The following is a 2,372-nucleotide window of genomic DNA, read 5'->3' as shown; positions in this document are numbered from 1 at the left end:
TTTTATTATAATGCATTATTTGAATAAAAACAATGTTTTTATAATTAAAATTATATATTATTAAATAATTATTTATATTATTAAACTAATACATAATTTAGCTATTATTTTTTATATTAATTTTTGTGTGATTAAATGTTATATTTCAGAGGATGTACTGCAAGAGAAAGAGATTCTGATATTGAAGAATCTACAAAATATATTTTAGATAAAGCAGGTATTGATTATCATGTTCTTGATAATGAAGAATGTTGTGGATCTGTACTTTTAAGAAGTGGTTTTGAAGAAGATGCTCTTGATTTAATGAAAGAAAATATTAAACTTTTAGAAAATGAAGATTTAATTTTAACTTCATGTGCAGGTTGTTATAAAACATTAAGTGAAGATTATAAAAATCTTCTTGGTGTAGATTTAAATGTAATTCATATATCTCAATTTCTTAAAAAATTGATTGATGAAGGTAAGATTGAAGTAAATGATAATTTTTCTAATTTAAATGTAAGTTATCATGATCCTTGCCATTTAGGTAGGGCTTTAGAAGTATTTGATGAACCAAGGTATGTTATTGAAAAATATGCTAATCTTGTTGAAATGGAAAATAATCGTGAAAATGCATTATGCTGTGGATCAGGTGGTGGTGTAAAATCTGCATTTCCAGAAATTTCAAATGATATTGCTAAAAATAGGATTAAACAAGCAAAAGATACAGATTCTAATATTTTAATTAGTTCTTGTCCATTTTGTAAATTAAACCTTAATTCCAATTCAGATGATGATATGAAAGTTTTAGATTTATCTGAATTTGTTGCAAAAGCATTAAAACATGAAGATATTTAAAAATTTAAGTAATAATTTATAGGGCAGATAGTATGGATGAAAATGAAATTAAACAAATGAAAAAATCATTTAAAATGTTAAAATCTAGATCTAGTGAAATAATTAATAATCCTAGAACAAAAAAACTTCAAAAAAGAGTTCAAAAAATTCGTAAAGATGCTATTGATAATAATGATGAACTTATTGATGAGGTTAAAGAAAGTTTTAAAAGAAATGATATTGAGTATTATTTCGCAGCTGATGGTGATGAAGCAATAGATATAATGTTAAAATTAATTAATGAATATGATCCTGAAAATAAACTTGTAATTAAATCTAAATCTAATACAATGGGAGAAATTAATGGAAGACATAAACTTGAGGATAATGGAGTTAAAGTTGTAGAAACAGATTTAGGTGATAGATTATTACAACTTAAAAAACATGATAATAGACCATCACATAATACAGCTCCTGCAGCACATTTAAGTATTGGAGAAATTACTGATATTGTAAATAATGCTCTTGGTACAGATATTCCTCCTGTTCATCAAATTATTCTTGAAACTTGCCGTGCAGATGTATTAAAATATGTTAATAAAGCAAAAGTAGGTATTACTGGAGCTAATGCAATTGCAGCTGAAGATGGTGCTTTTACTATTGTTCATAATGAGTATAATGTTGCATATGCTATAAGTAGAAATCTTCATATTGTTCTTGCAGGTATTGATAAATTAGTTCCTACTGTTGAAGATTGTGTTTCAATATGTAAACTTGAAGCAGTTTATGGAACCGGTACACCAATTTCATCATATATTAATGTTGTTTCAGGACCATCAAAAACAGCAGATATTGAGAAAAAACTTTTAAAACCTATGTATGGTGCAGAAAGAGTTGTTGTTATATTTTTAGATAATGGTAGAAGTAAATCTATTGATGAATGTTTATGGTGTATTAATTGTGGTAACTGTGTAGTATCTTGTCCAGTTTATAATTCTGTAGGTAATGATTTTGGATTTAATTATTATCTTGGTGGACGTGGTATTGCAATGAGTAGATATCTTAATGAAAATGAGATAAAAGATGATGATAAATTGTATATGTGTACCTTATGTGGTATGTGTACTTTAAATTGTCCAGTTGCTACTCCAACTAATAAGATAATGGAAAAAATTAGATCTGAAACTGATTATCATATGAAACCACATAAACATATTAGAGATAATATTGAAACTAATGGTTCACCATATGATTAGTTTCATTTTTTAATGTTTTTTATAGCTATTTTTTTTCTTGTTTTTTATATTTTTTAGCTTTTTTTTAATGTTTTTTATAGCTATTTTTTTCTTGTTTTTTATATTTTTTCAATGATTTTAATTTTTTTATAGTTATTTTTCTTATTTTTAAATGTTTTTTAGTTTTTTCTGTCTTTTTTAGTATTTTTTTATTTTATATTTTTATTTTTTTAAAATTTTTTATTATTCCTATTTTTTAATATTTTTTCTATTTTTAAGTGATTTATTAATTATAAAAAAACTATTTATATTAAATAAGAT

The 2,372-nt window shown here is 24.0% G+C and carries 2 protein-coding genes; both read left to right on the top strand.

The features are described from left to right. Nucleotides 1-135 precede the first annotated feature (135 nt). Nucleotides 136-837: a (Fe-S)-binding protein gene (locus BGI41_RS07770; protein WP_088540129.1), complete on the top strand. Its 702-nt coding sequence runs from the start codon at nucleotides 136-138 to the stop codon at nucleotides 835-837. A gap of 32 nt (nucleotides 838-869) precedes the next feature. After that, entirely contained in the window at nucleotides 870-2,072 is a 1,203-nt protein-coding gene (locus BGI41_RS07765) for an LUD domain-containing protein (protein WP_088540128.1), read from the top strand. The last annotated feature ends 300 nt before the right edge of the window (nucleotides 2,073-2,372 follow it).

The organism is Methanobrevibacter sp. 87.7 (assembly GCF_002208625.1).
Lineage (GTDB): Archaea > Methanobacteriota > Methanobacteria > Methanobacteriales > Methanobacteriaceae > Methanarmilla.
Note: the sequence above shows the minus strand (reverse complement) of the source record. Positions and strands in the feature narration are given on the sequence as shown.